The following is a 26,298-nucleotide window of genomic DNA, read 5'->3' as shown; positions in this document are numbered from 1 at the left end:
CGTCGACGGTGGCCGGTGTGTAAGGGGCTCGGTCCCAGGGGCCGAGCCCCTTACACAACACACCTGTGCGGGCGGCCCGATCGTGCTCCGCACGGACGTCTATCCGAGTGCACGCGCCCCTGCCGTGACGACCACGGCCGCTCCCACGACCACCAGGAAGGGAGCACGCAGGACCAGGGCGAGTGCCGCGGCGGCCAGTCCCGCACCCCTGGCATCCAGCACCAGCTGCTGTCCGTCCCCGAAGGTCTGCTGCGCCGTGAGGGCCGCCAGGAGCGCCACCGGCAGGAGCGCGGAAAGGCGCTGGACGAGCGGGCGTTCCAGCGCGCCCGCGGGCACCAGCAGTCCCAGCAGCTTCGCGAGATAGCAGCCGACGGCAGTGAGTGCGATCGCTGTCCAGACGTTCATCGGCCGTCCTCCGTCGGGGTCGCCGCCATGGCGGGGGTGTCACCGGGCGAACCGTTGCTGCGTCCCATCAGGAAGAGAACGGCAGGCGCGGCCAGCGCGGAGAGCAGCACCGGTACCCCCGCGGGCAGCACGGGCAGCAGACCGAGGGCGAGCAGGACGGCGAGCGCGGCGGTGATGCGCTCCGTCGTGCTCCTCAACATGGGTGCGAGCAGGGCGAGAAAGACGGCGGGGCTCGCGGCGTCCAGTCCCCAGCTGTCGGTGTCGCCGAGCGCCTCCGCGCCAAGAGCTCCCAGCAGGGTCGTCAGGTTCCACAGCACGTACAAGGTGATTCCGGTGACGGTGAAGCCGATCCGCGCGGCCCGCCGGGTGGGCTGGGGCAGCGTCACAGCGGTCGTCTCGTCGATCACCCACTGCGCGGCGAGCGGTCGCAGCGCACGCGGGAGCGCGAGCAGCTGCGACAGCCGCAAGCCGTAGAACGCGTTGCGTACGCCGAGAAAGAACGCCCCGGCAGCCGCCGTGTACGGATTGCCGCCCGCCGCGAGCGCGCCTACCAGCGCGAACTGCGAGGCGCCTGTGAAGACGAGGAGGCTTAGCAGGCAGGTCTGGAGCAGGCTGAGGCCCGAGCCTGCCGAGGTGACTCCGAAGGCGAAGCCGGACAGCCCCACGGCGATACCGACGCCGAGGGCATCGCGCACGACGGCCGCATCGGACTTCACCTCACCGGCGGCTGTCTCGGCGGGCTCGCCGATTTTCTCTGGGGATGTTGTCTGTTCTGGCACAGACGGAACGCTACGGGGACAGACCGGGACCGGTCTTGTACGTTCTTGCGCGTTCGCGCTGGTAGGCGCCGGGCGGCACCCCCACTATCCGGGTGAAATGGCGATTCAGGTGCGGTTGATCGGTGAAGCCGACCTCGGTCGCGGCGACCGAGGGCGCCACACCCGCATCCAGCATCCGCCGCGCCCGCCTTACCCGGGCATCGGTGAGCCAGGTGTGCGGCGGCATCCCGTACTGCTTCTTGAACGCCCTCAGCAGGGCGAACGGGCTGGTTCCGAGTTCGACGGCCAGCACCTCCAGAGTCGGCGGCTCGGTCATCCTGCTCTCCAGCACCGCACGCGCCCGTGCCGCGTCCCGGGCGCCCGCCGACCGGGGAGAGCGGGTGGGCAGCACGCTGCCATGGCTGCTGAGCAGCCGCGCGACCAGGATGCGCAGGACGCTGTCGGCTGCGAGCGCGTTGCCCTCCTCGGCCGCCCGGTGCACCTCGCCGATGAGCCGGGCCGATTCCGGGTCGACGACGCTGGTCTCGGCGAAACCGACAGTGCCGCGCAGGCGCGTCGTGTCGGCGGCAATGTCGTTGATCACCTGTGCGGACGGGTACAGCGTGGCGTACACCCAGCCCTCGGGGACACCGGCCCGCGCGGTGTGCGGCACCTCCGGATTGATCATGACGACGGCGCCCGGGCCTGCATGTACGGTGCCGCCGGGCAGCCCGACGTCCTCGACTCCCCTTGTGATGGTGCCGAAGACGTAGCCCTCGTGGCTGTGGCGCGGGAAGGTGTGGCGCACGTACCGGGCACGCAGCAGATCGAGGTCCGGCAGTTCCGCGTACTGCCAGTACCTCGCCCACTCTCCCGAAGCCGGGCCGAAGCCCGGGCCCGATCCTGCCGCCATTCCCGAATTCTCGCAGGTACCGACCACTGTCACCGTCCGTTGTCAGTGGTCGGGTGCACGATGGGGGACATGGCCGGCTCTGCGCTCGATTCGTTCTCCCCCGCCACCCGCGGCTGGTTCTCGGGTGCCTTCAGCGCGCCGACTTCCGCGCAGGAGGGTGCCTGGCGCGCGATCGGCGAGGGTTCGGACGTGCTGGTCGTCGCGCCCACCGGATCGGGCAAGACGCTCGCCGCGTTCCTCGCCGCGCTGGACCGGCTGGCCGCGGTCCCGCCGCCCGCCGAGGCGAAGAAGCGCTGCCGCGTGCTGTACGTATCGCCCCTGAAGGCCCTGGCTGTCGACGTGGAGCGCAATCTGCGCTCACCGCTGACCGGGATCCGCCAGGAATCGGTGCGGCTCGGGCTGCCCGAGCCCGACGTGCGGGTGGGCATCCGCTCGGGGGACACGCCGCCCGCCGAGCGACGCTCCATGGCGACCCGGCCGCCGGACATCCTGATCACCACCCCCGAGTCGCTGTTCCTGATGCTGACCTCCTCGGCTCGGGAGGCCCTGTCGGGGATCGAGACGGTGATTCTCGACGAGGTGCACGCAGTGGCCGGTACGAAGCGGGGCGCACATCTCGCCGTGTCGCTGGAGCGTCTCGACGAGCTGCTGCCTCGTCCGGCACGGCGGATCGGCCTGTCGGCGACGGTCCGTCCGGTCGACGAAGTGGCGCGGTTCCTCTCGCCGCAGCGGAAGGTGGAGATCGTCCAGCCGCCGTCCACCAAGCGGTTCGATCTGTCGGTGGTCGTGCCGGTGGAGGATCTGGGCGAGCTCGGCGGTTCGCCCGCCACCGACCCGGATCAAGCGGGCCAGACGGAAAAGCCGTCGATCTGGCCGCATGTCGAGGAGCGGATCACCGACCTCGTCCAGGCGCACCGCTCCACGATCGTCTTCGCCAACTCCCGCCGTCTCGCGGAGAGACTGTGCAACCGGCTCAACGAGATCGCGTACGAGCGGGCCACCGGCGAGACGCTGCCGGAGGCCCACTCCCCCGCCGAGATCATGGCCGAGTCCGGTGCGGCGAAGGGTGCCCCGGCACTGCTCGCCCGCGCACACCACGGTTCGGTCTCCAAGGAGCAGCGCGCCCAGGTCGAGGAGGATCTGAAGGCGGGCCGGCTGCCTGCCGTGGTCGCCACCTCCAGTCTGGAGCTGGGCATCGACATGGGTGCGGTCGACCTGGTGGTCCAGGTGGAGTCGCCGCCGTCGGTCGCCTCCGGGCTGCAGCGGGTCGGCCGTGCCGGGCACCAGGTCGGTGCGGTCTCCACCGGAGTGGTCTTCCCGAAGTACCGCGGCGACCTGGTCCAGGCGGCGGTGGTCACCGAGCGGATGCGCTCCGGCTCGATCGAGGCACTCCGGATCCCGTCCAATCCGCTGGACGTGCTGGCCCAGCAGCTGGTCGCCATGGTCGCCCTGGACACCTGGCAGGTGGACGATCTGCTGGCCGTGACCCGCCGTGCCGCCCCTTTCGCCTCGCTGCCGGAGTCGGCGTTCACGGCCGTGCTGGACATGCTGGCCGGCCGCTATCCGTCGGATGCCTTCGCCGAGCTGCGCCCGCGCGTGGTCTGGGACCGCGTCGCCGGTACGGTCACGGGCCGCCCCGGCGCCCAGCGGCTCGCGGTCACCTCCGGCGGCACCATCCCCGACCGCGGGCTCTTCGGGGTCTTCCTCGCCGGTGCCGACCCCAAGAAGGGCGGCGGCCGGGTCGGCGAGCTGGACGAGGAGATGGTGTACGAGTCCCGGGTCGGCGATGTCTTCACGCTGGGCACCACGTCCTGGCGGATCGAGGACATCACCCGCGACCGGGTCCTGGTGTCCCCGGCCCCCGGGGTTCCGGGAAGGCTGCCGTTCTGGAAGGGCGACCAGCTGGGCCGCCCGCTGGAGCTGGGCCGTGCCCTGGGCGCGTTCGTTCGCGAGATCGGCGGAATGTCGTCCGAGGACGCCAGGTCGCGGCTGCTCGCCGCCGGCCTCGACACCTGGGCCGCCGACAACGTCCTGTCGTACATCGGCGAACAGCGCGCCGCCTGCGGCCATGTCCCCGACGACCGGACCATCCTCGTCGAGCGATTCCGCGACGAGCTGGGCGACTGGCGGGTGGTCGTGCACTCCCCGTTCGGTGCGCAGGTCCATGCTCCGTGGGCGCTGGCGCTGGGAGCCCGCCTCGCCGAGCGGTACGGCTTGGACGCCCAGGTGATGCATGCCGACGACGGCATCGTGCTGCGGCTGCCCGACGCCGACATGATGGGCCTGGATCTCCTGGACTTCGATCCGGCCCAGGACCTCGCCCCTGACCCGTCACAGAACTCGTCCCGGAACTCGCCGCGGGAGCCGGCCCCGTTGGCCGCAGCGGCGCACGACAGCGATCAGCCGCCCGTCGGCGCCGCCGATGTCGTCTTCGACCAGGGCGAGATCAACCAGATCGTCACCGATCAGGTCGGCGGATCCGCCCTGTTCGCCTCCCGCTTCCGCGAGTGTGCGGCGCGCGCCCTGCTGCTGCCCCGCCGCAGCCCGGGCAAGCGCACCCCGCTCTGGCAGCAGCGTCAGCGCGCCGCCCAGCTCCTCCAGGTGGCCTCGGAGTTCGGCTCCTTCCCGATCGTCCTCGAAGCGGTCCGTGAATGCCTGCAGGACGTCTTCGACGTTCCCGGGCTCGCGGAACTGATGGGCGATCTCGAAGCGCGCCGCGTCCGCCTGGTCGAGGTGACCACCCAGGAGCCCTCGCCCTTCGCGCGCTCGCTCCTCTTCGGCTATGTGGCGCAGTTCCTGTACGAGGGCGACTCTCCGCTCGCCGAGCGCCGGGCGGCCGCGCTCTCCCTCGACTCCCATCTCCTCGCCGAGCTCCTGGGCCAGGCCGAACTGCGCGAGCTGCTCGACGCCGAGGTGCTGAGCGGGCTGGAGCAGGAGCTCCAGTGGCTGACCGAGGACCGCCGGATCAAGGACGTCGAAGGCGTCGCCGACCTGCTCCGCGTCCTCGGCCCGCTCACCGACGCCGAGTTGGCCGAGCGCGGTGCCGAGCAGCCGTGGGCCCCGGAGCTGGCCGCAGCTCGCCGGGCCATCCGGGTCCGGATAGGCGGAGCCGACCACTGGGCGGCGATCGAGGACGCGGGCCGACTGCGTGACGCGCTGGGCACGGCCCTCCCGGTCGGCGTCCCCGAGGCGTTCACCGAACCGGTGAAGGACCCGCTAGGCGATCTCCTCGCCCGCTACGCCCGTACGCACGGTCCGTTCACCTCCACCGGTGCCGCCGCCCGCTTCGGCCTCGGCACCGCGGTCACGGACGGCGCTCTGCAGCGGCTCGCCGCGTCCGGCCGGATCGTCCAGGGGGAGTTCCACCCCGCAGGCATCGGCCAGGAATGGTGCGACGCCACAGTGTTGCGTCGGCTCCGCCGCCGGTCCCTCGCCGCGCTCCGGCACGAGTTGGAGCCGGTCCCGCCCGCCGCCCTCGCCGGCTTCCTCCCGCAGTGGCAGCATCTCGGCAACAACAGCCTGCGCGGAATCGACGGACTGGCCCGCGCCGTCGAACAGTTGCAGGGTGCCCCCGTCCCCGCATCGGCGCTGGAGAAGCTGATCCTGCCGGGCCGGGTCACGGGGTACGCCCCCGCCCTGCTCGACGAACTCACCACCACGGGCGAGGTGATCTGGGCCGGCGCGGGCGCCCTTCCCGGCAAGGACGGCTGGCTGTCCCTCTATCTCGCCGACAGCGCGCCCCTGCTCCTCCCGCCCCCGCACCCACTCGAACTCAGCGCGCTGCACGAATCCGTTCTGACCACCCTGACCGGCGGGTACGGGCTGTTCTTCCGGCAGATCGCCGATCAGGTCCGCGCCACCACCCACCCGGACTGCACCGATCCTCAACTGGCCGACGCCATCTGGGAGCTGACCTGGTCCGGCCGGCTGACCAACGACACGCTGGCGCCACTGCGTTCGCTCCTCGGGTCCGGACGTACGGCAGGATCGACCGCCCACCGCGCGAAGCGCAGCGTGCCCCGCGGCCGTTACGGCTCGCTCACCGCCGCCGCCCGCCCCGCGTCACGCACCGGCCCTCCCACTGTCTCGGGCCGCTGGTCCCTGCTGCCCACCGCCGAGCCCGATCCCACGCACCGCGCGCACGCCTTGGCGCGCATGCTTCTGGACCGTCACGGCGTGGTGACCCGCGGCGCGGTCCAGGCCGAAGGCGTCGAGGGCGGCTTCTCCGCGACGTACCGCATCCTCTCCGCCTTCGAGGACAACGGGCAGGCCCGCCGCGGCTACGTCGTCGAGGGCCTGGGAGCAGCCCAGTTCGCGATGGACGGAGCGGTCGACCGGCTCCGTGCGGCGTCCACCGCCCGCGACCGCACGGAACCGGGAGCGGCGCCCCGCGCCCTGGTCCTCGCCGCCGCCGACCCGGCCAACGCGTACGGCGCTGCCCTGTCCTGGCCCGAGCCCCCGGACGGCGCCGGACACAGACCGGGGCGCAAGGCCGGCGCCCTGGTGGTCCTGGTCGACGGCGAACTGACGCTGTACATGGAGCGCGGCGGCAAGACCCTGCTTGCCTGGCCGACGGATCCGGAGGACCCCTCGCTCCGGGCGGCGGCCGAGGCGCTGGCCACCGCGGCCCGCGCGGGGGCGCTCGGCACGGTCACGGTGGAGCGCACCAACGGCGCCTCGTCCCTGACCTCGCCGCTGGGCCGCACACTGGAGGCGGCCGGCTTCCTCGCCACCCCGAGAGGTCTCCGTCTGCGGGCCTGACCTCACGCGCCGCCCGGCCCCACGCGCGCTCACCTCACCGGCCCCGGCTTCCTCGCGCCCGCCCACACCCACGGCCACGGCCACGCACACCCTCACACCCCGCCCCCACCACGCATCATGGAGACATGCCCGAAGGAGATACCGTCCTGCAGACCGCCAGGCGTCTGCACACTGCACTGGCCGACCAGGTCCTCACCCGCTCCGACCTGCGCGTCCCTCGGTTCGCGACCGCCGACCTCACCGGCCGGACCGTCCTCGGCACCCTGTCGCGCGGCAAGCATCTCCTCACCCGGATCGAGGGCGGCCTCACTCTCCACAGCCATCTGCGGATGGACGGTTCCTGGCGCGTCTACGCCCCGGGCGAGCGCTGGCGCGGCGGCCCGGCCCATCAGATCCGCGCGATTCTCTCCACCGCGGACCACACAGCGGTCGGTTACCGGCTGCCCGTCCTGGAACTCCTCCGCACAGTCGACGAGGAGAAGGCGGTCGGCCATCTCGGCCCCGATCTGCTGGGCCCCGACTGGGACCCGGACACCGCGCTGCGCAACCTGCTCGCCACCCCCGCCCGTCCCCTCGGTGAAGCCCTCCTGGACCAGCGCAACCTGGCCGGAATCGGCAACATCTACAAGGCCGAACTTTGTTTCCTCGCCCGCGCCACGCCCTGGCTCCCCGTCGGTGACCTGCCCGCCACCACCGCCGTGCGCCTGGTCACCACGGCCAAGCAGCTCCTCGAAGCCAATCGGGACCGACCGGTCCGCACGACCACCGGTTCCCGGGCTCACGGGTACGTCCCGACTGAGCGGCTGTGGGTGTACGGCCGGGCCCACCGCCCCTGTCTGAGATGCGGCGCTCCCATTCGTGAGGCGGACCAGGACACCCGTCCCACATATTGGTGCCCACGCTGCCAATCGGGCCCCACACCGTAGTTGACGCACCGTCAGATACGGTCGTACGGTCCGGGCATGCCTCTCACCGCGTACGACCTCACCGGCCGCTCCGCGTTCATCACCGGCGCGGCCGGCGGCATCGGCCGGGCCAGTGCCGTCCTGCTCGCGGAGGCGGGAGCAACCGTCCACTGCGCGGACCGCGACGGGACGGGCCTCCTGGAAACGCAGGAGATGATCACCAAAGCGAGTGGCGCAGCCCACACCCATCAACTCGATGTCACCGACCGCAGTCAGCTCCGGGACGCGGTGGCCGCAGCGGGCGACCTCGACATCCTGGCCGCCGTCGCCGGAATCATGCACACGAGCAGCGTCCTGGACACGGCGGACGAGGACCTGGACCGCGTCCTCGCCGTCAATTTCAAAGGCGTTCTGTACGCCTGCCAGGAGGTGGCCCGCAGCATGATCGCGCGCGGTGCACCCGGCTCTCTGATCACCATGGCCTCGGGCGCGGTCGACGCCGCAAGTCCGGGCCTGCTCTGCTACAGCGCCGCCAAGGCGGCGGTCGTCCAACTGACCAGGACCCTGGCGACCGAGCTCGGGCCTCGTTCCATCCGCGTCAATGCAGTCGCGCCAGGCTGGATCCGTACCCCGATGACCGTCAAGCACGACGCGGAACTGCAGCATCGGACAGAGACCGCGATGGTCCGGATCTCTCCGCTCGGCCGGGTGGGTGAGGCGGAAGATGTCGCCCACACGGTCCTGCACCTGGCGTCCGACGCGTCGGCCTTCATGACCGGCCAGATCCTCCGCCCGAACGGCGGCGTCGCCATGCCCTGGTAGTACGCCACGCCTCGGCAGTGAGCCGCGCCCCGGTGGTGCGCCACGCTCCGGCAGTACGCCACGCGCTGCCGGCGCGGCGCATCCCGACCGCGAACCACCCGGCCGTGTCGCCGTCGGCCCCGACCGTTCCGGTCGGACCCGCGCTCGCGGCCACATGGACGGGCAGCAGGCTCAGCCCCCATCCGCCCGCTGCCACCGCGCCCTCGACCAGCCCTACGCGTTCCGGCTCCAGCAGCAGTCGCAGCACAGCCCACCACCACACCCCGCCGAGAACGAGTGCGGGCACCCATCGCCGTACCATGGCTGCCTCCTCCGACCGAACCTAGTCCGGCCCGATCACCCGGCGGGAGAGCGCACCGGTGCAGTACCGGCGCGCGCGGCGCGGACGAGCCTCCATTCGTACGGCCTCATGACCTCATAGTCGTCGGCGCATCACCCACGATGGCACATATGAGTTGAAACCGTAATTCGGGAAATTCAACTGATATGCAGACTTTCGGAGCTCCTCATCCCGCACATCCCCCGCCCGAGCCTCCGCACACGCAGAAGCCCCGACCGGCCCCAGAGGGGGCCGACCGGGGCTCCGGTGCACACCGAGTGCGCGGGTCAGGCGGCGACCACATCCACCGCTTCCGCGGGTGCCTTGATTGTCACCCGTCCCGTCGGCACACCTGCCACCGACGTCACGGAGACGGAATTGAGCATGGGGCGCACCGGTACAGGTACCGGATTGCCGGCTGCTGCCGACTCGGCCAGCTCAGCCAGCGACAGCTCATCGCTCACTTCACGCATGAGCTCGGACATCCGTACGTCAAGCGCGTCGCAAATGGCGGAGAGCAGCTCGGAGGATGCCTCCTTCTGCCCCCGCTCCACCTCGGAGAGATAGCCGAGCGAGACTCGGGCGGACGAGGAGACTTCGCGCAGAGTACGGCCTTGGCGCTGGCGCTGCCGACGCAGCACGTCACCAAGCAGGCGACGGAGCAGAATCATCGGTGGCTCCCTCCTCGGACCGCGTAGCCGCATCCTTCACGCCCCACCGTACCGCCTTGCGCTGCGGCCGTGCGGGGAGCGATGTCGTGTTCACTCAGGGCTGCAAACATCAATTCCCCCCGTTGTGTTCCGTATCCTGTGCGCTCGCATTCTCGCCGAGTTCGCCGGAGAGCAATTCGAGCACGCTCCGTACACTCTCTCTACGGATGTCCGCCCGGTCGCCGTTCAACCGCAGCGTGGCCACTTTCTCCGCGCCGTCCGGCCCCGCGACCGCTACGTAGACCGTCCCGACGGGCTTGCCGTCCTGCGGCTCCGGTCCCGCGACGCCGGTGGTCGACAACCCCCAGTCTGCACCGAGAACGCGCCGCACACCCGTCGCCATCTGCCGCGCGACCTCGGGATCCACCGCACCGTGCGCTGCCAGCAGGGCCCCGTCCACAGCCAGCACGTCCCGCTTCAGGGGCGTGGCGTACGCCGTCACGGACCCACGGAAGGAGTGCGAGGCGCCGGGTACGGACGTCAGCTCCGCCGCGACCAGGCCGCCGGTCAGCGACTCGGCGACGGCGAGAGTCTCACCACGCTCCACGAGCAGCTGCAGCACCCGGGCCGCGGAAGTCACCGCTCGGCCTCCGCGGAATCCGAAGCGCCGGCGGACGCGGATGTCCCGGAAGCCCGGTCGGCCGCAGCGGCCCGCTCAGCCGCCAGCCCCTTGCGCCGCAGCACGACCGCCTGACGCACATAGTCGAGCCCGGTGACCACCGTCAGCACAACGGCCACCGCCATCACCCAGAAGCGCAGCGTGGCAAGCGGGCCGGTCAGAGCCAGGACATACATCCCGACGGCCGTCCCCTGCGCCAGTGTTTTCATCTTGCCGCCGCGACTGGCCGGAATCACCGCATGCCGTATCACCCAGAACCTCATCAAGGTGATGCCGATCTCACGGAAGAGGATCACGCCCGTGACCCACCACGGCAGATCGCCGAGGTACGACAGACAGATCAGCGCCGCACCCATGATCGCCTTGTCCGCGATCGGGTCGGCGATCTTCCCGAAGTCGGTGACCAGGTTGTATGTGCGCGCCAGGTGACCGTCGAAGAGGTCGGTGATCATGGCAATGGCGAACGCTGCCCAGGCGACCGAGCGCCAGGCCGGGTCGTAGCCGCCGTTGTGCAGCAGCAGCATGACGAAGCCGGGCACCAGCAGCAGCCGCACCATGGTCAGGATGTTGGCGATGTTCCACAGGCTGGCCTGGTTGACGGCCGCAGTGCCCAGCTTGCCGCCGCGGACCGGCTTCGTGCCGGATCCGCCTGCCGCGGATGCCGGGACTCCGGTCATCTGGCTGCCTCCGCAAGCTCGGAACACTCGGCCACCAGGTCCACTCCCTCGGTGCCCACCACCTTTGCCTCGACCATACGGCCCGGCACGAGGCCCTCGCGCCCGGTGAAGAGCACCTGGCCGTCCGTTTCGGGAGCCTGATGCGCCGCACGCCCCACCGCTCGCGGCTCGTCGTCCGTGGGGTCGACCGACTCGACCAGCACCTGGAGGGACTCTCCGAGCCGCTCCTCGGCGCGCTGGGATGTCAGCTCCTCGGCCAGCTGCGAGATGTGCGCGAGCCGCTCCGCGATGACGTCGGGGCCGAGCTTGTTCTCGTAGCCGACCGCCTCGGTGCCCTCCTCGTCGGAGTACCCGAAGACGCCGATCGCATCGAGCCGCGCACCCGTGAGGAAGCGTTCCAGCTCGGCGAGGTCGGCCTCGGTCTCCCCGGGGAAGCCCACGATGAAGTTCGACCGCGCACCGGCCTGCGGCGCCTTGCTGCGGATGGTCTCCAGGAGCTCCAGGAAGCGGTCGGTGTCCCCGAAGCGGCGCATCGCGCGCAGCACCCCGGGGGCGGAGTGCTGGAAGGAGAGATCGAAGTACGGGGCGACCTTCGGCGTCGACGTCAGTACGTCGATCAGACCGGGCCGCATCTCGGCGGGCTGCAGGTAGCTGACCCGGATCCGCTCGATCCCTTCGACGTCGGCGAGCTCCGGCAGCAGCGTCTCCAGCAGCCGGATGTCGCCGAGGTCCTTGCCGTACGAGGTGTTGTTCTCGGAGACCAGCATGACCTCCTTGACGCCCTGCTCGGCCAGCCAGCGGGTCTCCTGCAGAACGTCCGAGGGGCGCCGCGAAATGAAGGAGCCGCGGAAGGACGGGATGGCGCAGAAGGAGCAGCGGCGGTCGCAGCCGGAGGCGAGCTTCACCGAGGCGACCGGGCTGGTGCCCAGCCGGCGGCGCAGCGGCGCGCGCGGCCCGGAGACCGGCGCAACCCCGTCCGGGAGGTCTGCAGGGGCCGGGGCGGCTTCCTGCGCGTGCCCGGGCAGCGCGACCGCGGCGTCCTGCCGCTCGGCCGGGCTGATCGGCAGCAGCTTGCGCCGGTCACGCGGGGTGTGCGAGGCGTGGATGCCACCGTTGAGGATGGTCTGGAGGCGGTCGGAGATGTCGGCGTAGTCGTCGAAACCGAGGACCCCGTCGGCTTCCGGCAGGGCTTCGGCAAGATCCTTGCCGTAGCGCTCGGCCATGCAGCCGACCGCGACCACGGCCTGGGTCCGGCCGTGGTCCTTCAGATCGTTGGCTTCGAGAAGAGCGTCGACGGAGTCCTTCTTGGCGGCCTCGACGAATCCACAGGTGTTGACGACGGCGACATCCGCGTCGGAGGCATCCTCGACGAGCTCCCAGCCGTCCGCTGCCAAGCGGCCTGCGAGCTCCTCCGAGTCCACCTCGTTACGGGCGCAGCCAAGAGTGACAAGGGCGACGGTACGGCGTTCGGGCATGGGCTCAAGACTACTTTGTCCTGGCACTCGCCCCGCCGAGCAGGGTTCCGCCCTTACAGGGAGTAACAATGACGCGAGCGCCCGGCAGGATTGCCGGGCGCTCGCGGTGTACACATTGCCGTCAGCCGACCTCGGGGTCGCCCTTCGTGTACGAGAGCCGCTCGACCTGGCCCGGCTGGAACTTGTCCTCGACCTTCTTGCCGTTGACGAAGAGCTCGATCGAACCTGCGTCACCGAGGACGAGGTCGATGCGCTCCTTGTCCTGGAAGGTCTTGGACTGGCCCTGCAGCAGCAGCCCGTCGAAGAGTTGCCGCCCGTTGTGGTCCTTGGCAGAGATCCAGCTCTTGCCCTGACTGGCGCTGAGCTTGACCGTGACCTTGTCCCGCGGGGCCGCGGCGATGGCGCTGTCGGACGGTACGGGCTTGGGATCGGTGGTCTTGGTGGGCTTGGGTTTGGGGCTGGCCGTGTTGGGCGTCGAGCCTTCCGCGACCTGCGTGGACGTGCCGCCGTCGTCAGCGCCCTTGAAGAAGGTGAAGCCGACGAAACCGACCACGGCGACGATCGCCGCGACCATGGCCGCGGTCCAGTTGGGCCGACGGGGATCGGAACGGATCCGTTCGGCTTCGAACATCGGCGCCGCCGGCGTGGGCGCAGGACGGCCGCCGTGCTCGGCGTCGTACTGCGAAACCAACGGTTCCGGATCGATGGAGACGGCACGAGCCAAGGTGCGGATATGGCCGCGGGCGTACACGTCGCCGCCGCAGCGGGAGAAGTCGTCCTCCTCGATCGCGCGCACGATGGGGATGCGCACCCGGGTGGACGAGCTGACCTCTTCGACCGTGAGACCTGCGGCGATACGAGCCTGCTGAAGCACTCGACCGATCGAAGGCCGGTCGTCTTCGGGGGAGTTGCCGATGGACACGGGGGCGCCTTTCGAGCGTGAGCCACCTGCTGGGTGTTCAGTCTAGGGGGGGTACGAAAGGGTGAGGCAACCGGGAGCAAGGACTTTGTACGCCATCGGATTCGAACACCATCGGATGCGAACGCCGTCCCATTCGCCGGACGCCCTCTGGAAGAACATCCTGCTGCCCCTTCCATCAAGTTGACGTGCGACCCGGCGAAACGGTTGCCCATCAGACCCTTACGAAGCAGTTTCCCCGCGGATCTGTGCCAACACCTCGTCCAGTTCATCCGGTTTCACCATGACATCGCGTGCCTTGGACCCCTCGCTCGGTCCGACGATGTTCCGCGACTCCATGAGGTCCATGAGCCGGCCGGCCTTGGCGAAGCCGACCCGCAGCTTGCGCTGGAGCATCGAGGTGGAACCGAACTGGGTGGAGACGACCAGTTCGGCGGCCTGGCAGAGCAGATCCAGGTCGTCGCCGATGTCCTGGTCGATCTCCTTCTTCTTGGCGCCGCCGACCACCACGTCCTCGCGGAAGACGGGCGCCATCTGATCCTTGCAGTGTTGGACGATGGCCGCGACCTCGCCCTCCGTGACGAACGCGCCCTGCATGCGGGTGGGCTTGTTGGCCCCCATCGGCAGGAACAGTCCGTCCCCCTTGCCGATCAGCTTCTCGGCGCCGGGCTGGTCGAGGATGACGCGGCTGTCGGCGAGCGAAGAGGTCGCGAAGGCGAGCCGGGAGGGCACATTAGCCTTGATCAGACCGGTGACGACATCGACCGAGGGCCGCTGGGTGGCGAGCACGAGATGGATGCCCGCGGCGCGCGCCAGCTGGGTGATCCGGACGATGGAGTCCTCGACGTCGCGCGGAGCGACCATCATCAGGTCGGCCAGCTCGTCGACGATGACCAGCAGATACGGGTACGGGGAGAGCTCCCGCTCGCTGCCCTCCGGCAGCTTGACCTTGCCGTTGCGCACGGCCTGGTTGAAGTCGTCGATGTGCCGGTATCCGAACGCTGCGAGGTCGTCGTACCGGAGGTCCATCTCCCGTACGACCCACTGCAGTGCCTCGGCGGCGCGCTTCGGGTTGGTGATGATCGGCGTGATCAGGTGCGGGATGCCCTCGTACGCGGTCAGCTCGACGCGTTTGGGGTCGACCAGCACCATCCGTACGTCCTCCGGGGTCGCCCGCACCATGACCGAGGTGATCAGGCAGTTGATGCAGGACGACTTGCCGGAACCGGTCGCACCGGCCACCAGCACGTGCGGCATCTTCGCGAGGTTGGCCATCACGTAGCCGCCCTCGACGTCCTTGCCGAGCGCGACCAGCATCGGGTGGTCGTCCTCGGCCGCGTCCGCGAGACGCAGCACATCACCGAGGTTGACCATCTCGCGGTCGGTGTTGGGGATCTCGATACCGACGGCGGACTTCCCCGGGATCGGGGAGATGATCCGGACGTCGGGGCTGGCGACGGCGTACGCGATGTTCTTGGCGAGTGCCGTGATCCGCTCGACCTTCACAGCCGGGCCGAGCTCCACCTCGTAGCGCGTCACCGTCGGTCCGCGGGTGAAGCCGGTGACCGCGGCATCGACCTTGAACTCGGTGAAGACGTTCGTCAGGGAGGCGACGATCGTGTCGTTGGCGGCGCTGCGGGTCTTGCCCGGGCCGCCGCGTTCCAGCAGGTCGAGCGAGGGCAGCGCGTACGTGATGTCCCCGGAGAGCTGCAGCTGCTCGGCGCGGGCCGGGAGCGGCTGGGACTGTGCGCGGTCGGGCGCGGGCTTCGTCAGATCGGGTACGCCGTCGAAGAGCGCTGCACTCTTCTCCGGCTTCTCCGCCCCCTGGGCCTGCTCCGCCTCGCGGGCCCCGGGCACCGGGGTGCCCGACCGTTCACGGTCCCGCTCGACGGTGACGCCCTGGGTGAGGTCGGCGACGATCGGCGAGGGCGGCATGCCGTTGAACACCGCCCCGTCGAGCGCCGCTGCCGCGGCCGCGGCGACGTCCACCGCGTCCATGGTGCGGTTCATCGCGGGCTGCACGGAGGGCCTGCGCGGCCTGCGGCGCCTGGAGAGCGCCTCGGCCTCGGCCTGCGCGGGGTCGTACTCCTCGGGCGCCTCGGAGCGGCGCGCGGAGGAGCGTCGTGAGCGGGCGGGCAGTGCGTCGCGCCATTGCTCGTCGTACCGCTCGTCGTCGCTCTCGTCATCCGCCTCGGGGTCGTACTCCGGGTCGACGATCCCCAGCTTGGAGCCGAGCAGCCGCAGCCGCTGCGGAATGGCGTTCACCGGGGTCGCGGTGACGACGAGCAGTCCGAAGACGGTGAGGAGCAGGAGCAGCGGTACGGCGAGGACCTCGCCCATGGTGTAGATCAACGGCTTGGAGGCGGCCCAGCCGATCAGGCCGCCCGCGTCCTGCATCGCCTCGCTGCCGTCCTCGCGGCCCGGCGATCCGCACGCGATGTGCACCTGCCCGAGCACCCCGATGACCAGGGCGGAGAGACCGATGACGATACGACCGTTGGCCTCGGGCTTCTCGGGGTAGAGGATCAGCCGCACGGCGATCGCGCCGAGCAGTATCGGGACGAGCAGATCGAGCCGGCCGAAGGCGCCGGTGACGAGCATCTCGACGAGGTCTCCGACGGGCCCCCGCAGATTCGACCAGGTGCCCGCGGCGACGATCAGCGCGAGGCCGAGCAGCAGAAGGGCGACACCGTCCTTGCGGTGTGCGGGATCGAGTCCCTTGGCGCCGCGCCCTATGCCGCGGAGCATCGCGCCGACGGCATGGGCCGCACCGAGCCAGATGGCGCGCACCAGCCAGTACACGCCCCCGGTGGGTGACGGTGCGGGTCTGGGCGCAGCCGCCTTCTTGGCCGACGCCTTCTTTGCCGGTGCCTTCTTCGCGGGCGTCGTCTTCTTCGCGGCGGCTTTCTTCGCGGGTGCGGCTTTCTTCGCCGGACCCGCGGTACGGCCGGGACGCTTCGCGGTGCCCGCCGTGCCCTGGGAACCCTTGCCGGACGTACGTGAGGCCATGATGCCGAGGTTACCGGTGTCGGCGGCCGTGAACACGTGCGCCTCTGGGTTCACCCGACCGTGTCGCCGTGCAGAGGCCGCAAACTGACGCGCCCTCACCGTGGACGTACCGTCAGCGCCCCGACCCCGCACACGGCTTGCCGGCCGGGCGTTCCGCGGAGGACGTGTTACGAAGGAAGCGCGGCCGTGCCGCTCCCGGTACCCGGCTCCAGCGCGTCGAGCGCACGCCGCAGTCCGGTCAGCTTCCGTTCGAGATGGGCGGCCGTGGCCACCGCCGCGGCGTCCGCCGACTCGTCGTCGAGCTGCTTGGAGAGGGCCTCCGCCTGCTCCTCGACGGCCGCGAGGCGCGCCGACAGTTCGGCCAGCAGTCCGGCGGGCTCCTTGTCCTGGTCCGCGCTCGGCCGGCCGCCGCCCTCGAGCTGGAGCCTGAGCAGAGCGGCCTGCTCGCGCAGTTGGCAGTTCTTCATGTAGAGCTCGACGAAGACCGAGACCTTGGCGCGCAGCACCCAGGGATCGAACGGCTTCGAGATGTAGTCCACCGCGCCCGCCGCGTACCCCCGGAAGGTGTGATGTGGACCGTGATTGATCGCGGTGAGGAAGATGATCGGAATGTCCCGGGTCCGCTCACGCCGCTTGATATGCGCGGCGGTTTCGAAACCGTCCATGCCTGGCATCTGGACGTCCAGCAGAATGACCGCAAAGTCGTCCGTCAGTAGCGCTTTGAGCGCTTCCTCCCCTGACGATGCCCGTACCAGCGTCTGATCGAGCGCAGAGAGGATGGCCTCCAGCGCCAGCAGATTCTCCGGCCGGTCATCGACCAGGAGGATCTTGGCCTTCTGCACCATGGCCCGTCCTCCTCGCCCCGGAATTGCACCGGGCGCCGCCCCAGGGGACGACTCCCTTGCGCCGTCCGTCCTTGTGCCGGTCATGGTAGCCGCACCCCGCCCGTCACCACACCCTGTCACCGCGATGTCACTGTGCACATACCAAAAACGCGGTGGGAGACCAGAAGGTTCCCCGTCCACTGCCCTCTCACACCCCTTCGAGCACAGTCGATCAGCAACTTATCGCGATCCGCTCAATCGGCGATCATTCTCCGCGCATCCACTGCTCCATGACGGAGAGCAGATGGTCAGGATCAACCGGCTTGGTGACATAGTCGGAAGCACCGGAATCGATCGCCTTCTCCCTGTCGCCCTTCATCGCCTTCGCGGTCAGCGCGATGATGGGCAGCCCGGCGAACTGCGGCATCCGCCGGATCGCCGTCGTCGTCGCATAGCCGTCCATCTCCGGCATCATGATATCCATCAGCACAACCGTCACATCGTCGTGCTGCTCCAGGACTTCGATGCCCTCGCGCCCGTTCTCCGCGTACAGCACCGAGAGACCGTGCTGCTCCAGCACGCTGGTCAGCGCGAAGACGTTACGGATGTCGTCGTCGACGATCAGCACCTTCTCGCCATCGAACCGGAACACCTTGCGGGCCTCGGGCTCCTCCTGACCGGCCGCCGCCCACGACTCCTGGGGCGGCGCGGTGCTCCTCGCCGACAGCGCGGGCCTCCGCTCCCTTCCGCCGAGCGCCTTGCGGCGATGCCGGAACAGCCCTGCGGAACCGACCTGACCGTGCGGCGGTGCCGACAGAACGGTGCCCGCGCCCGCCTCCGGAATCAGCCCTTCCTCGACCGCCTGGCCATGCGCCTCGATGGGACCGGGACCGATCTGCGGGTAGCCCTGCGGCGGCAGCTCACTGGGGTGAAGCGGCAGATACAGCGTGAAGGTCGAGCCACGGCCCGGCTCGCTCGCCGCGTGGATCTCGCCGCCCAGCAGCCGAGCGATCTCGCGGCTGATGGACAGCCCGAGCCCGGTACCGCCGTACTTGCGGCTCGTCGTACCGTCCGCCTGCTTGAACGCCTCGAAGATCACCAGCATCTTGCTGGACGCGATCCCGATTCCGGTGTCGGTGACCGAGAACGCGATCAGATCGGCGTCGGGGTCGCGCAGCGAACCGGCTTCGAGGAGCTGCTCACGGATCGCGTTCGGCACATCGGCGCCGGCAGGCCGGATCACCAGCTCGACGGCGCCGCTGTCGGTGAACTTCACCGCGTTGGACAGCAGATTGCGCAGCACCTGCAGCAGCCGCTGTTCGTCCGTGTGCAGCGTCGCGGGCAGCTCCGGCGACACCCGTACCGAGAAGTCGAGCCCCTTCTCCGCAGTGAGCGGCCGGAACGTCGCCTCCACATAGTCGACCAGCTGGACCAGCGCGATCCGGGTCGGGCTGACGTCCATCTTGCCCGCCTCGACCTTCGACAGATCGAGGATGTCGTTGATCAGCTGAAGCAGGTCGGAACCGGCCCCGTGGATCGTCTCGGCGAACTCCACCTGCTTCGGCGAGAGATTGCCCTCGGCGTTGTCCGCGAGCAACTTGGCCAGGATGAGTAGCGAGTTGAGCGGCGTACGCAGCTCGTGCGACATGTTCGCCAGGAATTCGGACTTGTAGCGCATCGAGACGGCAAGCTGCTCGGCGCGCTCCTCCAGAACCTGCCGGGCCTCCTCGATCTCGGTGTTCTTCACCTCGATGTCGCGGTTCTGCTGGGCCAGCAGCTCGGCCTTCTCCTCCAGTTCGGCGTTGGAGGCCTGCAGCGCCTTCTGCCGGTTCTCCAACTCCTCCGACCGGTCCCGCAGTTGCTCGGTCAGCTCCTGCGACTGCTCCAGGAGCTTCTCCGTCTTGGTGTTGACACTGATCGTGTTGACGCTCGTCGCGATCATCTCGGCGAGCTGGTTGAGGAAGTCCCGCTGAATGTGGGTGAACGGCTGGAACGAGGCCAGCTCGATCACACCGAGGACCTGCCCCTCGAAGAGCACCGGCAGCACGACCACATGCGCGGGCGGCGCCTCGCCGAGCCCCGAGGAGATCTTCAGATAACCCGGTGGCACGTTGTCCACCTGGATCGTCCGCTTCTCCTCCGCCGCCGTGCCGATGAGCGTCTCGCCCGGCCGGAACGACGTCGGCATCGATCCCGCGGAGTATCCGTAGCTGCCCCGCATCCGGAGCACATACGCGCCTTCCTTGTCGATCTCCGCGCCCACCGCCTCGATGTCGCCGGTCGGCACGGCCAGGAAGAACGCCCCGTGCTGCGCCGAGACGACCGGGGTCAGCTCGCTCATGATCAGCGAAGCGACGTCGTCGAGATCGCGGCGCCCCTGCATCAGACCGGAGATCCGGGCGAGGTTGCCCTTGAGCCAGTCCTGCTCCTTGTTGGTGGCCGTGGTGTCGCGCAGGTTGGCGATCATCGTGTTGATGTTGTCCTGCAGGGCCTGGATCTCGCCGGCCGCGTCCACGTCGATCTTGAGGTTGAGATCGCCGCGGGTCACCGCGGTGGCGACGGCCGCGATGGCTCGCACCTGACGGGTCAGGTTCCCGGCCATCTCGTTCACGGACTCGGTGAGGTCGCGCCAGGTGCCGTCCACGTCCCGGACCCGTGCCTGGCCGCCCAGCTGCCCCTCGGTGCCCACCTCACGGGCCACCCGGGTCACCTGCTCGGCGAAGGACGACAGCTGGTCGACCATCGTGTTGATGGTGTTCTTCAGCTCCAGGATCTCGCCGCGGGCGTCGATGTCGATCTTCTTGGTGAGATCGCCCTTGGCGATGGCTGTGGTGACCGTGGCGATCTGGCGCACCTGACCGGTCAGGTTGGACGCCATCGAGTTCACCGACTCGGTCAGGTCCTTCCACGTACCGGAGACGCCCGGGACCCGCGCCTGACCGCCCAGTTCGCCCTCCGTGCCCACCTCACGAGCGACTCGCGTCACCTCGTCGGCGAACGACGACAGCGTCGTCACCATCGTGTTGACGGTGTCGGCGAGCTCGGCGACCTCGCCGCGGGCCTCGACGGTGACCTTCTTGGTGAGGTCGCCGTTGGCGACCGCGGACGAAACCCGGGAGATGTTCCGCACCTGGCTGGTCAGGTTGTTGGCCATCAGGTTGACGTTGTCGCTGAGGTCCTTCCAGATGCCCGTCGCACCTCGTACCCGGGCCTGGCCGCCCAGGATGCCCTCGGTGCCCACCTCGCGCGCGACTCGCGTCACCTCGTCGGCGAAGTTGAGCAGCTGGTCGACCATCGTGTTGACGGTCGTCACCAGTTCGAGGATTTCGCCCTTGGCGTCGACGGTGATCTTCTTGGACAGATCGCCCTTGGCGACCGCGGTGGTGACCTCGGCGATGTTGCGGACCTGCAGGGTCAGGTTGTTCGCCATGCCGTTGACGGACTGGGTGAGGTCCTTCCAGGTACCGGACACGCCCTGTACCTCGGCCTGGCCGCCCAGAATTCCTGCCGTGCCCACCTCACGGGCGACCCGCGTCACCTGCTCCGCGAAGTTCGACAGCTGGTCGACCATCGTGTTGAGGGTGTTCTTCAGCTCCAGGATCTCGCCGCGGGCGTCCACGTCGATCTTCTGCGACAGGTCACCGCGCGCCACCGCGGTCGCGACCTGCGCGATGTTACGCACCTGAGCGGTGAGGTTCCCCGCCATGCCGTTCACCGAATCGGTCAGATCGCGCCACACACCGGCCACGCCGGGCACCTGCGCCTGGCCGCCGAGCCGCCCGTCGGTGCCCACCTCACGGGCCACCCGGGTCACCTGCTCGGCGAAGGCGGAGAGCTGGTCGACCATCGTGTTGATGGTGTTCTTCAGCTCCAGGATCTCGCCGCGGGCATCCACGTCGATCTTCTGCGAGAGATCGCCCCGCGCGACCGCAGTCGTCACCTGGGCGATCTGACGCACCTGGGAGGTCAGGTTCCCCGCCATGAAGTTGACGGAGTCGGTGAGCTCCTTCCACGTACCGGAGACGCCGTCGACCCGCGCCTGGCCGCCGAGCCGGCCCTCCGTGCCCACGTCCCGTGCCATCCGGGTCACCTGGTCGGCGAAGGACGACAGCTGCGCCACCATCGTGTTGACGGTGTTCTTCAGCTCCAGCATCTCGCCGGCCACATCGACCGTGACCTTCTGCGACAGATCGCCGTTCGCGACCGCCGTGGTCACCTGCGCGATGTCCCGCACCTGACCCGTCAGGTTCCGGAACGCCGTGTTCACCGAATCGGTGAGGTCCTTCCACGTACCCGCCGCACCCGGAACCTCGGCCTGGCCGCCCAGCCGGCCCTCGACACCGACCTCCCGGGCGACCCGGGTCACTTCGGAACCGAAGGACTGCAGCTGGTCCACCATCGTGTTGACGGTGTTCTTCAGCTCCAGCATCTCGCCGGCCACATCGACCGTGACCTTCTGCGTCATGTCGCCGCTGGCCACCGCCGTGGTCACCTGCGCGATGTCCCGCACCTGCGTCGTCAGATTCCGGAAGACCGTGTTCACCGAATCGGTGAGGTCCTTCCACGTACCCGCCGCACCCGGAACCTGCGCCTGACCGCCGAGCAGACCCTCGCCACCGACCTCGCTCGCCACCCGCGTCACTTCGTCCGCGAAGGTCCGCAGCGTCTCGGTCATCTGGTTGATCGTCTCGGCGAGCTGCGCCACCTCGCCGCGCGCGCTGACCGTGACCTTCTGCGACAGGTCACCATTGGCGACCGCCGTCGTCACCTCGGCGATGCCACGCACCTGCGAGGTGAGGTTTCCGGCCATCGTGTTGACGGAGTCGGTGAGGTCCTTCCACACCCCGGCCACACCGGGCACCGTCGCCTGACCGCCCAGCTCGCCCTCCGTGCCCACCTCACGGGCGACCCGGGTCACCTCGGAGGAGAACGACGACAGCTGGTCGACCATCGTGTTGACGGTGTTCTTCAGCTGGAGCATCTCGCCGGCCACATGGACGGTGACCTTCCGCGACAGATCACCCTTGGCGACCGCCGTCGTCACCAGAGCGATGTCCCGCACCTGCGCGGTGAGCCGGTACGCCATGGTGTTGACGGAGTCCGTGAGATCCTTCCAGGAACCGGACATTCCGCGCACCTGGGCCTGCCCGCCCAGCTTGCCTTCGGTACCCACCTCGACCGCAACCCGCGTCACCTGCTCGGTGAACGCTGACAGCTGGTCGACCAGGTTGTTGACCGTACGGGCCACCTTCAGGAACTCGCCGCGCAGCGGTCGAACGGTCTCGTCGGACGTGTGCGACCGGAGCTCCATCCGCTGTTCGAGATCACCGTCGGCAACCGCCGAGAGCACCCGCCCGACCTCCGACACCGGCCGCGCCAGATCGTCGACCAGCTCGTTCGAGGCATCGATGGCAGCGGCCCAGGAGCCCTCGCAGGCCCCTGTCTCCAGCCGCTCGGTCAGCTTCCCCTCGCGCCCGACCACGCGACGTACACGTGCCAGTTCGCTGGTGAGATGGAGATTGCGGTCGGCGACCTCGTTGAAGACCGCCGCGAGCTCCGTCATCACGCCGTCGCCCGACACGGTCAGACGCCGACGGAAGTTCCCGTCGCGCATGGCCACCAGGCCCGCGAGCAGTCTGTTGAGCGCCGCCGCATCCACGTCGATCGTTCCATTGCGCTGTTTCTTCACGGACTGTCCGCCTTTTGTGCGCGTGCCTGATCCCCGCGCCGCCACGCCAGACTCCACCGTGTCCCTCCCGCAGGGGTTGACCGTATCGCTCGGGCCTTTATCTGGGAGCTTGCCCAGTTCCACATTGGCTCACCGCCACTGCCCACCGTTGACGGGTGACCATGCGGACGTCAAATCGTTGAAACGTACCAGGCCGAAACAGATCGAGGTGGAACCTCCAACGGTTGTCCTTCATACCTCCGTTGGGAAGCCCACACTTGTCCAGTCACCGACCACATCCTGGTCGCCCTTGTCCGAACTCGGACCTCGTGTACCCGGGACCGAGACCGAGCGTCTAGCCTGGCTAAGCGAATCGAAGCGGCGAGAAACGGGCACAGGACTCGGGGAAGCGACGAGACACCATATGGGGAGTGCTGTGATCACCGCGCGCGCGGCTGCCACCTTCGACCCGGTCGGGCGCTCCGTCGCGACCGCCCGTGCCTTTGTGCGTGACACCCTTCAGGGCTGGGGGTACACCGACATCGTGGACGATGCGGTCGTCCTCACCAGCGAGCTCGTGACCAACGCGGTGGTGCACGCAGGCACCGCCGCCGACGTGCTGTGTCTGCGTACGGAGGACGGCGTCCGGGTCGAGGTCTCCGACCACTATCCGGAACGGGAGATCCCGCTCCAGAGCACCGGTCTGGACTTCGGCAGCCCGGACCGGGAGAGCGGCCGCGGTCTGCTGCTCTGCGCGGCGCTCGCTTCCCGGTGGGGCGTCGAGTACTCCCCGACGCACAAACATGTCTGGTTCCAGCTCGAACTCCCCGAACGCCCGGTGGGCATCCGCTCCGCCGGCCCCCTGCTCCCCACCGATCTCCTCCCGGTCGCCGACGAACGTGTCCGGGTCGCCGTCGTCCAGATCGACGGCTCCGGTTCCATCGCTGCCTGGAACGACGACTGCGCGTACCTCTTCGGCTACAGCGCGGATCAGGTCACCGGTAAGCAACTCACCGACTTCATGGCGTGGCCGCACACCCCCGGCACCAACACAGGCATCGCCGACGCGCTCCAGCTCTCCCGCTGGGAGGGCAGTTACGGGATCCGCGGCGCCGACGGCCGCACCATCCCGGTCTATGCCTCGCACCTCAGAGTCCGCGACACCCAGGGCGAACCGTCGACAGTCTGCCTGCTCGTCCGCGACTACGAGCGCGCCGTGCTGCAGTCCCCGGTCCGCACCCCCGTCACCGACGTCGGCGCCGAGAGCCGCACCACGGACCCGTTCGAGGTGTTCATCGGTTCCCCCGCCCCCGACGACCTCGACGGACTGCTCCAACGCACCGTCGAGCGGGCCCGCGACATACTCGACGCGGATTCGGCCTTCCTGCTGCTGGCCACGGACGACGAGACGGAGCTGGAGGTACGGGCCACGACCGGCCTCCCGTCCGCCCGTCAGCGCTTCGCCCGGGTCCCTGTCGAGGCCGGCACCGGACGGTACGGCTCCGCCCGGATGCCCGCCGTCCACGAGGACCTCACCGCCGTACCCGGGGCCGTACCCCTGCTCGGCGGGACCGGCATGCGCTCCGTCGTCACCGTCCCGCTCAAGGTCGAAGGCCGGCTCACCGGCTCACTCGGTGTCGCCGCCGAAGCACCGGGCCGGTACACCAACGAGGAAGCCCTGCGCCTCCAGTTCGCCGCGGACCGTATCGCCCTCGCCGTCGAATCGGCCCGCCTCGGCGAGCTCGAGCGGCTGCGCCGCGGTTCGCTGTCCTTCCTCGTCGAGGCCTCCGACCTCCTTGCCGGCACGCTCGACCGGGACCAGACACTGGCGCTGATGGCCCAGATGACGGTTCCCACCCTGGCCACCTGGTGCGCCGTCTACACGATCGCCGACCAGTCCTCGGAGCCGTACCTCTCGTATGTGCTGCACGAGGACGAGGAACTCATCGACGGCCTCAAGGCGCTGCTCTCCAAGATCTCCCCGCCGGACCCCGTGCCGACACCCGGCGCCCGGGTCTGGGCCGCACCCTCCGAGGCCACCCACGAGGCGGCCCTGCGCACTTCCATGCGCAGCCTCGGCCTCAGCGAGTCCACCGCTCTCGGCGCGGGCATCCGCACGACGCTGGCCACCGCGGCCGCGGTGGGCGGCGAGACGGTGGTCCTGCCGCTCGTCGCCCGGAACCGCGTCATCGGCATGCTCACGCTCGGCAAACCGTCCGACGACCACTTCCGCCAGGAGATCCTCGAACTGGCCGAGGACCTGTCCCGCCGCGCCGCCCTCGCCCTCGACAACGCCCGTCTCTACTCGGAGCGCATGGCGATCAGTCAGTCCCTGCAGCGGAGCCTGCTGCCACCGGGCCTCCCCGATGTCCCCAATGTCGAGATCGAGGTCATCTATCGGGCGGCCGGCGAGGGCAACGAGGTCGGCGGCGACTTCTACGACGTCTTCCCGATCCGCGACGGCGCATACGGCTTCGCCATCGGTGACGTCTGCGGTACGGGCCCGGAGGCCGCGGCCGTCACGGGCCTCGCCCGCCACGCCCTGCGCCTGCTCGCCCGCGAGGGCTTCAGCGGCCCGGCCGTCCTGGAGCGTCTCAACGCCGCCATCCTCGACGAGGGCTCCCGCAGCCGCTTCCTCACCCTCCTCTACGGAGAGCTGTGGCCCCAGAAGGACGGCAGCGCCCTGCTCAAGGTGGTGTGCGCCGGGCATCCCCTGCCACTGCGCCTGCGCCAGGACGGGACGGTCGAGGCAGCAGCCGAACCGCAGCCGCTGCTGGGCGTCATCGAGGACCTCGAACTGTACGAGCAGACGGTCACCCTCACCCCCGGCGACGTCCTGCTCTGCGTGACGGATGGCGTGACAGAACGCCGTGAAGGTACCCGCATGCTGGGGGACGACGGCCTGGCCGACGTTCTCACCACCTGTACGGGCCTCACGGCCGGAGCGGTGGCGTCCCGTGTCCTGCGGGCCGTCGAACGCTTCGCCGCCGAACCGGCCTCCGACGACATGGCCATCCTGGCCATGCGGGTCCCGGAACCGCACACGGCCTGACAGCGACTCATCGGTGAGCTGCTCGCCGCCCCCGGCAGCGGCAACCCGGACCACCTCCAGAAGAGTGAGCCTGTAGGCACCGGACATGCGAAAGGCCCCCGCCATCGGCGGGGGCCTTTCGCATTACCTGAGCCCCAATACGGAATCGAACCGTAGACCTTCTCCTTACCATGGAGACGCTCTACCGACTGAGCTATTGGGGCCTGCTGCGCGGTGGCAACGAGATAGAGCATACCCCGAACTCAGGGTGAGTCATAACCACGCGCGGCCTGAGTCCAAACCTTATCGTCGGCACCTGCCTTCGCCCGCCCCACGGTCCGACACGGCGTGCCGGCACCCCGGCGATTCGGCATCCGATAAACGCAGAAAAGCCCCGCACCAGAGGTGCGGGGCTTTCCCGGAATAATTGTTCGGCGGCGTCCTACTCTCCCACAGGGTCCCCCCTGCAGTACCATCGGCGCT

Annotated in this window: 16 protein-coding genes and 1 tRNA gene; 4 read left to right on the top strand and 13 right to left on the bottom strand. The window is 69.5% G+C overall.

From position 1 onward, the window contains the following. Positions 1-99: 99 nt before the first annotated feature. From ACIA8E_RS27775 to ACIA8E_RS27765, 3 genes are read right to left on the bottom strand one after another with little or no spacing between them, the layout of a single operon-like run. Positions 100-405 carry an AzlD domain-containing protein gene (locus ACIA8E_RS27775; RefSeq protein ID WP_399302036.1) on the bottom strand — a complete coding sequence of 102 codons (306 nt, stop codon included), beginning with the start codon at positions 403-405 and terminating at the stop codon, positions 100-102. Further along, a complete protein-coding gene (locus ACIA8E_RS27770; protein WP_399302119.1) occupies positions 402-1,154 on the bottom strand; it encodes an AzlC family ABC transporter permease in 753 nt (250 codons plus the stop codon). The genes ACIA8E_RS27775 and ACIA8E_RS27770 overlap by 4 nt, the downstream gene beginning before the upstream one ends. 40 nt (positions 1,155-1,194) lie before the next feature. Continuing rightward, complete coding sequence (locus ACIA8E_RS27765; RefSeq protein ID WP_399302035.1) at positions 1,195-2,076, bottom strand: AraC family transcriptional regulator; 882 nt, start codon at positions 2,074-2,076, stop codon at positions 1,195-1,197. Between the two features lie 69 nt (positions 2,077-2,145). On the opposite strand from ACIA8E_RS27765, the gene ACIA8E_RS27760 reads away from it, so the two are divergent. The 3 genes from ACIA8E_RS27760 (at position 2,146) to ACIA8E_RS27750 (ending at position 8,564) form a co-directional block, all read left to right on the top strand. Continuing rightward, the gene (locus ACIA8E_RS27760) at positions 2,146-6,837 is read left to right on the top strand and encodes a DEAD/DEAH box helicase (protein ID WP_399302034.1); all 4,692 of its coding nucleotides are present in this window, start codon (positions 2,146-2,148) and stop codon (positions 6,835-6,837) included. Between the two features lie 125 nt (positions 6,838-6,962). Beyond that, a complete protein-coding gene (locus ACIA8E_RS27755; RefSeq protein ID WP_399302033.1) occupies positions 6,963-7,763 on the top strand; it encodes a DNA-formamidopyrimidine glycosylase family protein in 801 nt (266 codons plus the stop codon). A 36-nt stretch (positions 7,764-7,799) separates the two neighbouring features. Next, complete coding sequence (locus ACIA8E_RS27750; RefSeq protein ID WP_399302032.1) at positions 7,800-8,564, top strand: SDR family NAD(P)-dependent oxidoreductase; 765 nt, start codon at positions 7,800-7,802, stop codon at positions 8,562-8,564. Here the strand turns inward: ACIA8E_RS27750 and ACIA8E_RS27745 are convergent. From ACIA8E_RS27745 to ACIA8E_RS27705, 9 genes are all read right to left on the bottom strand, one after another. Next, positions 8,512-8,865: a hypothetical protein gene (locus tag ACIA8E_RS27745; protein WP_399302031.1), complete on the bottom strand. Its 354-nt coding sequence runs from the start codon at positions 8,863-8,865 to the stop codon at positions 8,512-8,514. The two genes, ACIA8E_RS27750 and ACIA8E_RS27745, sit on opposite strands and share 53 nt — an antisense overlap. A 305-nt stretch (positions 8,866-9,170) precedes the next feature. Continuing rightward, positions 9,171-9,554: a helix-turn-helix transcriptional regulator gene (locus ACIA8E_RS27740; protein ID WP_355768613.1), complete on the bottom strand. Its 384-nt coding sequence runs from the start codon at positions 9,552-9,554 to the stop codon at positions 9,171-9,173. Positions 9,555-9,663: 109 nt separating this feature from the next. Then, positions 9,664-10,173, bottom strand: coding sequence for a CinA family protein (locus ACIA8E_RS27735; RefSeq protein ID WP_399302030.1), 510 nt, complete (start codon positions 10,171-10,173; stop codon positions 9,664-9,666). After that, a complete protein-coding gene (gene pgsA, locus ACIA8E_RS27730) occupies positions 10,170-10,889 on the bottom strand; it encodes a CDP-diacylglycerol--glycerol-3-phosphate 3-phosphatidyltransferase (protein ID WP_399302029.1) in 720 nt (239 codons plus the stop codon). The genes ACIA8E_RS27735 and pgsA overlap by 4 nt, the downstream gene beginning before the upstream one ends. After that, positions 10,886-12,364: a 30S ribosomal protein S12 methylthiotransferase RimO gene (gene rimO / locus ACIA8E_RS27725; RefSeq protein ID WP_399302028.1), complete on the bottom strand. Its 1,479-nt coding sequence runs from the start codon at positions 12,362-12,364 to the stop codon at positions 10,886-10,888. Before rimO ends, pgsA begins: the two co-directional genes overlap by 4 nt. Before the next feature lie 121 nt (positions 12,365-12,485). Then, positions 12,486-13,286 (bottom strand): helix-turn-helix domain-containing protein, encoded by an 801-nt coding sequence (locus ACIA8E_RS27720; protein WP_399302027.1) that lies wholly within the window; start codon positions 13,284-13,286, stop codon positions 12,486-12,488. A 219-nt stretch (positions 13,287-13,505) separates the two neighbouring features. Then, the gene (locus tag ACIA8E_RS27715; RefSeq protein ID WP_399302026.1) at positions 13,506-16,292 is read right to left on the bottom strand and encodes a DNA translocase FtsK; all 2,787 of its coding nucleotides are present in this window, start codon (positions 16,290-16,292) and stop codon (positions 13,506-13,508) included. Between the two features lie 167 nt (positions 16,293-16,459). Continuing rightward, positions 16,460-17,137, bottom strand: a complete 678-nt coding sequence (locus ACIA8E_RS27710) for a response regulator (RefSeq protein WP_313939502.1) — start codon at positions 17,135-17,137, stop codon at positions 16,460-16,462. A gap of 244 nt (positions 17,138-17,381) precedes the next feature. Continuing rightward, positions 17,382-22,805 (bottom strand): HAMP domain-containing protein, encoded by a 5,424-nt coding sequence (locus ACIA8E_RS27705; RefSeq protein ID WP_399302025.1) that lies wholly within the window; start codon positions 22,803-22,805, stop codon positions 17,382-17,384. Between the two features lie 403 nt (positions 22,806-23,208). Between ACIA8E_RS27705 and ACIA8E_RS27700 the strand changes: the two genes are divergently transcribed. Next, on the top strand, positions 23,209-25,836 hold the full coding sequence (locus ACIA8E_RS27700) for a SpoIIE family protein phosphatase (RefSeq protein ID WP_399302024.1): 2,628 nt from the start codon (positions 23,209-23,211) through the stop codon (positions 25,834-25,836). Positions 25,837-25,966: 130 nt separating this feature from the next. On the opposite strand, the gene ACIA8E_RS27695 is transcribed toward ACIA8E_RS27700, so the two are convergent. Beyond that, positions 25,967-26,039 (bottom strand) — tRNA-Thr (locus tag ACIA8E_RS27695). Between the last annotated feature and the right edge of the window lie 259 nt (positions 26,040-26,298).

It is taken from the genome of Streptomyces sp. NPDC051664 (assembly GCF_044453545.1).
Classification (GTDB): Bacteria; Actinomycetota; Actinomycetes; order Streptomycetales; family Streptomycetaceae; genus Streptomyces.
Note: the sequence above shows the minus strand (reverse complement) of the source record. Positions and strands in the feature narration are given on the sequence as shown.

Excerpts from the sequence above, each read along its gene's own strand:
- ACIA8E_RS27775 (WP_399302036.1), bottom strand. The coding sequence starts at position 405 with ATGAACGTCTGGACAGCGATCGCACTCACTGCCGTCGGCTGCTATCTC.
- ACIA8E_RS27765 (WP_399302035.1), bottom strand. The coding sequence starts at position 2,076 with ATGGCGGCAGGATCGGGCCCGGGCTTCGGCCCGGCTTCGGGAGAGTGG.
- ACIA8E_RS27760 (WP_399302034.1), top strand. The coding sequence starts at position 2,146 with ATGGCCGGCTCTGCGCTCGATTCGTTCTCCCCCGCCACCCGCGGCTGG.
- ACIA8E_RS27755 (WP_399302033.1), top strand. The coding sequence starts at position 6,963 with ATGCCCGAAGGAGATACCGTCCTGCAGACCGCCAGGCGTCTGCACACT.
- ACIA8E_RS27750 (WP_399302032.1), top strand. The coding sequence starts at position 7,800 with ATGCCTCTCACCGCGTACGACCTCACCGGCCGCTCCGCGTTCATCACC.
- ACIA8E_RS27745 (WP_399302031.1), bottom strand. The coding sequence starts at position 8,865 with ATGGTACGGCGATGGGTGCCCGCACTCGTTCTCGGCGGGGTGTGGTGG.
- ACIA8E_RS27740 (WP_355768613.1), bottom strand. The coding sequence starts at position 9,554 with ATGATTCTGCTCCGTCGCCTGCTTGGTGACGTGCTGCGTCGGCAGCGC.
- pgsA (WP_399302029.1), bottom strand. The coding sequence starts at position 10,889 with ATGACCGGAGTCCCGGCATCCGCGGCAGGCGGATCCGGCACGAAGCCG.
- rimO (WP_399302028.1), bottom strand. The coding sequence starts at position 12,364 with ATGCCCGAACGCCGTACCGTCGCCCTTGTCACTCTTGGCTGCGCCCGT.
- ACIA8E_RS27715 (WP_399302026.1), bottom strand. The coding sequence starts at position 16,292 with ATGGCCTCACGTACGTCCGGCAAGGGTTCCCAGGGCACGGCGGGCACC.
- ACIA8E_RS27710 (WP_313939502.1), bottom strand. The coding sequence starts at position 17,137 with ATGGTGCAGAAGGCCAAGATCCTCCTGGTCGATGACCGGCCGGAGAAT.
- ACIA8E_RS27700 (WP_399302024.1), top strand. The coding sequence starts at position 23,209 with ATGGGGAGTGCTGTGATCACCGCGCGCGCGGCTGCCACCTTCGACCCG.